The following is a 5,610-nucleotide window of genomic DNA, read 5'->3' as shown; positions in this document are numbered from 1 at the left end:
TTTATACTTTCAGTTATTTTTTCATTTTTTTCATCTTCAATATTAGAAAACTCTAAACTTATAGGGTCTTCAGTATTATGTAATGCTACTCCCATTTTTATAGTTTTAGATTCTTTGGGTTTTAAGTTACCTATAAACCCTGTAATATTATCTTCTGAAGTACTTACAAAATATTTTGTTTCTTTATTAGCTTGATATGGATATACATCTATATTTGATAATTCTATATCATCTAAAGAATTATTCTCTACATTCATAGTCAATATGGCCGATGCATTATATTTTTTTCCAATATCTATACTTTCTTTTAGTATCTTTATATCTACTAGATTGACTTTAATTCCTTTAGTATTAAGATTATTTATCCATATATCTTTAGTATATTTATTTTCTATGCAAGTTGACTTAGTGTAACTGCAAAGGGATATAAATATAGCTATAAAACAAGTTAAAAGCTTTTTATTCATAAAATCCTCCTAAATAATTTTTTCTTATTTTATGCATAGGAAAATTTTTCATTCATAATTCTCAAATTTTAAATTTTTTTATAATTTTATTTAATTTAATTTTTATATATTTTTTTTAAAATTACCTATTGCTTTTTTTGTCGAATTTTGTTATTATTTATTTAAGGTTATTCCCCTAATAACCGATTATTTTACTCCCCAAATAAAATATATTCCCTAATAAACCCCTTTTTATAATATATTTTACCCCTTTATAGCCTTACTTGATCGGTTTAAAGTAAGGCTATTTTTTCATACTTTTTTATTATTTCTCTAATAACTCTGTATCCTTTTGCTTTACTATCAACAAATGAATTTATTTTACCATTATCTCTAATATTCCATACATCATTTTCTTTATAAAGCTCTAACTTAACACTATTCCCTAATACCCATGAAAAGCTACTTTTACTTATTTTATAATAATTCCAGTCTAGATTTTCATTAACTAAAGATAGTTCATTCATTATTTCTAATACATTCTCATATCTTTCATGAGGATTTACCTTTATACATTTTTCTATTATATTTATCATTGATTTTGGTATATGAGGTAAATATTTTTTCCTAATCGGAAATTTTCCTTTCGCACAAGCTAACTTTAGGCTATTTAAATCCTTATATTTTCTAGCCTGCTTATTGTATTCTTCATTTCCATTGCACATTCTATATAACGTTGTTCCTATCTGATATATGTCTATTTTTTTGCTTATTATAGAGTTACTGCATTGTTCTGGTGCTATATGTTTATAATAAACATTTTTAAGCCTTGCATTTCCTAAATGATTTAAATATAGAGCTGACCCAAAATCAGTTAGTACTGCATTATCTTCATTACCCATAAGAATATTATTTGGCTTTATATCACAATGTATAATATTTTTACTATGCATATAGTCTAGCGCTGATAAAAAATCTAAAGAATATTTTATTATTTTTCTTACTGATAAATTTTCATTTTGCAATAAACTATATAAAGACCCTCTTTTAAAATAAGGCATAGTAATATAAATATACTCTTCATCATATGATGCTGTATTTATAGGAATTATATTAGGATGCTTTAGATTATATATTTTTTTTGATTCTTCAAAATAATTCCCATCATCTCTAAAATTATTTTTTGATATTTGTTTTAATATAAATATAGAGCCTAATTGCACATCTTTAACAAGATAAAGTGCAGAGTTAACTCCTTCAGAATTTATTTTTTCTATTATTTCAAGATTGAAATTTGGACTTATATACACTTTTCCACCCCACAATTTGAAAGCAATTCATCTAATACGCCTTCCATTTTTACTATATTAATAACATCTATACCAAGATTATCTTCTATATTCATATATGCTTTTTCTATTTTATATTGCTTTATAAGTCTAGCCATGAATTTTCTTATATAATTTAATTTATCACCTATATTAAAAGATTGTGGTACTATAATTTTATCTTGTAATATATCTTTCTTCTCATATTCATATTCAAATATATTAAATTCTATTTTATCTATAAATATATTAATATCTATAAAAACCATACACTCAACTCCTAAGAAAGATTTCTGTCTGTTATATACTATGAAAGCATTTAAAATTTAAACACTAATTGGACAAAAAAATAAGCATGAAGTTCATGCTTATCTTAGTTTTCATCTTTAATTTTTAAAAATAATTTCGCTGTAGCTAATGTATCGCTATCTGCTCTATGAGCATTTTTGTTTTCTATATTATAATACTCACATGCTGTTTCTAATTTTTTATTTTTACCTTTATAACTTTTACTTTGTTTTAATAACTCTAAAGTACAGATATGTTTATCTATTGGTTCTAAATTCATCTCTTTAAGGTAGTAATTTAGAAATTTCAAATCAAATTTTGCATTATGAGCTATTATAGTTCTGTCACCTATATAATCTCTAAATCTAGGTAGTACGGTTTCTATACTTTCTTCACCTTCAACCATTTCATTAGTTATATTTGTTATTTCAGTTATAAAGTATGGTATTATTGATTTGGGCTTTATAAGCCTCGAATAATTTTTAACTATCTTATTGTTAATTATTTCAGTTATACCTATTTCTATTATCTCACAACCTTTATATGGATCAAGGCCTGTAGTTTCTAAGTCTACAACTACATATTCATTCATATTGTTCTCCTCAAATTGCAAATACGCATATTTAATATAATCTAATTATATCAAATATGCGTACTTATATAAACTCTTATATTTACAAACTATTATCCTATATAAGGCATCGGGTTAGTATGTTTTCCATTTATTCTTACTTCAAAATGTAAATGTGGTCCTGTTGATCTACCTGTTGAACCTATCTTAGTAACAACTTGTCCTTTTTGAACCCTTTGGCCAACTGATACAACTAACTCACTATTATGTGCATATAATGTTACTTTTCCATCATCATGTTGTATCATAACTGTATTTCCATAGCTTCCTTGTGTTCCAGAGAATATTACTGTACCATTGTCTATAGCTACTGCAGGAGTACCTTTAGGTGCTGGTATATCTACACCTGTATGTAGCTTTTGTACATTTAAAACTGGATGTTGTCTATATCCATATGGCGAACTTATTCTTGTATGTCCTGGTACCGGCCATGATCCACTAGATATAACGCCTGTTGGACCACTAGTTGACCCATTGTTTGATGATTCTTGTCTTGCTGCTTCTTCTTTTGCTGCTTGCTCTGCTGCTAATTTAGCCGCTGCTTCTGCTGCTATTTTTTCTAATTCTGATTCTAAGTCATTCTCTTCTTTTTCTAATTCATTTTTTAATGCTTGTAATTCGCTTTTATCAGCTTGCACTGATTCATTGTCACTTTGTAATTGTGATTTAAGTTCTTCTTGCTTTTGTTTCTTATCTTCTAATTCTTTTTCTTTACTTTCTACTGCCACTTTATTATCATCTAACTCTTGTAAAAGTATTTTATCTTGTTCTACAACTTGCTTAACTATGTAAATATTATTAAAAAAGTCTGATAAAGATGTACTGCTTAAAATAACCTTTAAGTATCCCATAGAGTAATTGTTATTTATAACCTTCAATCTTTTTCCTAAAGCTTCTTCATTTTCTTTTATATTATTTTCTAAAGTTTTAATTTCTTCTTGTGTACCATTGATTTCTGTATCTAATTTACTTATTTCTTCATTAGTCTTTGAAATATTAGCTTCTATTTCTGCAACTTTTTCATCTAAATCTTTTATTTTATTTACTATAGTCGTTTGTTCTTGCCTATTTTCATTTAACTTTTTATCTAGATTGTCTTCTTTATTATCTGCATATATAAAGTTTGTACTAACTACCACAGCACATACCGTTATTAATGATACTATTTTTTTCACTCAATTTCCCCCTATTATCTATACTTTTAAATGTTTTTTAACCGATAATACACTTCCAAGCACTCCTATAGTTATTCCTGTTATAACTAAAACCGCTATAAGAGACATAGATATGCTAGTTAAAGGAAGTGCTACATTTCCCACAACTCTACTTATAACAGATGTAGTCTTTTCTAATATATAGCCATACATTCCTATGCATGCTCCTACTGCTAAAAGTGAACCTATCATTCCTATAGTAAATCCTTCTACTATAAATGGTGCTATAATAAATCCATTGCTAGCCCCAACATATTTTATTATTTGTATTTCTTCTTTTTTACTATAAACTCTACTTTTTATCGTATTTGATATTATTACTAAGCATATTAGTAGTAAGGCAATTATTATTATTGATCCGAATTTTTTAACTATATTTGATATATTTAAAAAGTTTTGCATTATATCTTGATGGAATTTAACATCTTCAACTCCATCTAATTTTAACATTTTAGATGATATCTCTTTTAATTTATCTGGATTATCTATTTTTACAAGATAATAATCGTCAAGTGGATTTTTTATACCATCTAGTAGGTACGCTTCTTCTCCCCAACTCTTTTTCATACTACTAAGAGCTTCCTCTTTCGTTTTATATTCTGCTTCTTTTACACCCGTTATTTTTTTTATATCTTCTTTAATCTTTTCTCTATCTTCTTCACTTATATTAGCTTTCATTGAAACTCTTACTTCATTTATTTCATCTTTAGCAAACGTAATAAGTTGATTTATATTTAAAACTATAGTAAATACTATACCAAGTATAATTAAAGCAGATGTTACTGATATTACTGATATAAAACTCATAGTTTTATTGCTAAAAATTCCTTTTATTCCTTGTTTTAAACTATATAAACACTTAGACACTAACTTCATATAAATCCCTCTTTGTATCTTTGACTATTTTTCCTTTTTGAATTTCTACAATTCTATTTGGAAATAATTTTAAAATTTCTATATCATGAGTTGCCATTATAACAGTAACTCCTTCCGAATTTATGTCACTTAATAAATTTAATATACCTATTGAGTTATGTATATCTAAATTTCCAGTACATTCATCTGCTATTATTATAGAAGGTTTGTTTACTATAGCCCTTGCTATACCAACTCTTTGACACTCTCCACCTGATAATTCTGTTGGATATTTGCTGTATTTATCTGCAATTCCTACCTTTTTTAATACATCCATTACCTTTGGCTTTATTTCACCAGGATTTGTTCCGACTACCCTTAGGGCTATTTCTACATTTTCAAATACTGTTTTTTCATTTAATAATTTAAAATCTTGAAAAACTACTCCTAGATTTCTTCTGTAATTATGTATTTTATTAGTTTTTAATTTTGTAATCTCTTCTCCTAAAACTGAAAGTCTTCCTGATGATATCTTTTCTTCTCTAGTCATTAGCTTAAGTAAAGTTGATTTTCCTGCACCTGAGTGACCTACTAAAAATACAAATTCGCCTTGCTTTATACCTAAGTTTATATTATCTAATGATTTATTACCATCAGCATAGACTTTATCTACATTAGTAAATTTAATCATTTATACCACTCCATTTTACTTTTTTCTTGATTATTTTCGTTATTTTTTTCTTTATTATTCAATTATACCTAATTATAACATTTTTTGTAACCTTTTTGTAACTTTAAGACGAAATTTTTATTTTCTGTCAATTTACACTATTTATAATCAAAAAAAA

7 protein-coding genes are annotated in these 5,610 nt (G+C 26.1%); all 7 read right to left on the bottom strand.

Translation table 11 applies throughout. From position 1 onward, the window contains the following. Nucleotides 1-467 (bottom strand): hypothetical protein (locus JWF52_RS18220; RefSeq protein WP_208334897.1); only part of this gene is annotated, 467 nt, incomplete at its 3' end. Nucleotides 468-739: 272 nt separating this feature from the next. Beyond that, the gene (locus tag JWF52_RS18215; RefSeq protein WP_208334896.1) at nt 740-1,756 is read right to left on the bottom strand and encodes a serine/threonine-protein kinase; all 1,017 of its coding nucleotides are present in this window, start codon (nt 1,754-1,756) and stop codon (nt 740-742) included. Further along, nucleotides 1,747-2,043, bottom strand: a complete 297-nt coding sequence (locus tag JWF52_RS18210) for a hypothetical protein (RefSeq protein ID WP_208334895.1) — start codon at nt 2,041-2,043, stop codon at nt 1,747-1,749. The genes JWF52_RS18215 and JWF52_RS18210 overlap by 10 nt, the downstream gene beginning before the upstream one ends. A gap of 104 nt (nt 2,044-2,147) precedes the next feature. Continuing rightward, entirely contained in the window at nt 2,148-2,654 is a 507-nt protein-coding gene (locus tag JWF52_RS18205; protein ID WP_208334894.1) for a 3'-5' exonuclease, read from the bottom strand. Nucleotides 2,655-2,746: 92 nt separating this feature from the next. Beyond that, nucleotides 2,747-3,868 carry a murein hydrolase activator EnvC family protein gene (locus JWF52_RS18200; RefSeq protein ID WP_353654978.1) on the bottom strand — a complete coding sequence of 374 codons (1,122 nt, stop codon included), beginning with the start codon at nt 3,866-3,868 and terminating at the stop codon, nt 2,747-2,749. Between the two features lie 18 nt (nt 3,869-3,886). Continuing rightward, entirely contained in the window at nt 3,887-4,783 is an 897-nt protein-coding gene (gene ftsX / locus JWF52_RS18195; RefSeq protein ID WP_208334893.1) for a permease-like cell division protein FtsX, read from the bottom strand. Further along, on the bottom strand, nt 4,767-5,453 hold the full coding sequence (locus JWF52_RS18190) for a cell division ATP-binding protein FtsE (RefSeq protein WP_208334892.1): 687 nt from the start codon (nt 5,451-5,453) through the stop codon (nt 4,767-4,769). The genes ftsX and JWF52_RS18190 overlap by 17 nt, the downstream gene beginning before the upstream one ends. Between the last annotated feature and the right edge of the window lie 157 nt (nt 5,454-5,610).

It is taken from the genome of Clostridium sp. CCUG 7971 (genome assembly GCF_017590215.1).
Taxonomy (GTDB): Bacteria; Bacillota; Clostridia; order Peptostreptococcales; family Peptostreptococcaceae; genus Faecalimicrobium.
The sequence above is the reverse complement of the archived record's forward strand: the minus strand, read 5'-3'. Positions and strand labels throughout refer to the sequence as shown.

Coding starts and splice junctions, on each gene's coding strand:
- JWF52_RS18190 (WP_208334892.1), bottom strand. CDS start 5,453: ATGATTAAATTTACTAATGTAGATAAAGTCTATGCTGATGGTAATAAA.
- ftsX (WP_208334893.1), bottom strand. CDS start 4,783: ATGAAGTTAGTGTCTAAGTGTTTATATAGTTTAAAACAAGGAATAAAA.
- JWF52_RS18205 (WP_208334894.1), bottom strand. CDS start 2,654: ATGAATGAATATGTAGTTGTAGACTTAGAAACTACAGGCCTTGATCCA.
- JWF52_RS18210 (WP_208334895.1), bottom strand. CDS start 2,043: ATGGTTTTTATAGATATTAATATATTTATAGATAAAATAGAATTTAAT.